We start from the raw sequence: 666 nt of genomic DNA, 5'->3' as shown, positions 1-666 counted from the left end.
GGTGGAAAAGGCTTTTTTCCATGGTTTTCACGATCTTGATTGATTTCTTCTTGAAGACGTCCTTGATACGCTCGTGTTTCTTTACGAACGATTTTCTTTTCAAATTTCCGTTTATTCGCACTGGCTTTCACATGTGTGGAATCCACGAAAACGTGTTCAGCACTTATTAACTTTTTATTAGCAGCTGTCATTAAAATGCGATAGAAAATCTGTTCAAACAGGTCTGTAGCTTTAAAGCGTCGCTCATAATTTTTCCCGAACGTGGAGTAGGAGGTGCTTTATCATGAAAACCACAGCCTAAGAACAACGGTAAGCCATATTGGTTTCCGCTTCTTCAATCGTTTTACGCATGGAACGAATACCGAAGGTATATTGAATGAAAGTCAGTTTAACTAAAATAACTGGATCAATACTTGGGCGTCCTACCTCTGAATACATATCTTTCACCAAGTCATAAATGAAAGTGAAGTTAATGGCAGCCTCCATTTTACGAACCAAATGGTTCGGTGGCACCAGTTGATCTAAAGTAATCATTTCAAGTTGATCTCGCTGAATAGAATCATGTTTAGAAAGCATCCTCATCACCTCAAGTTTTAATACTTCTATTTTAAAACAAAAATGACTCCAGGCAAAAGTGTTCTATCTAAAAGGTAAGACAAAGTTTGA

Annotated in this window: 1 pseudogene; it reads right to left on the bottom strand. The window is 37.4% G+C overall.

Annotated elements, in window-relative coordinates:
- Window positions 1-576 (bottom strand): annotated as a pseudogene (locus tag AC1DVB_RS27805) (transposase); the annotation flags it as partial.
- Window positions 577-666 lie beyond the last annotated feature (90 nt).

Source organism: Peribacillus sp. P4_D6 (genome assembly GCF_056401795.1).
This window is presented reverse-complemented; position numbering and strand designations above follow the sequence as displayed.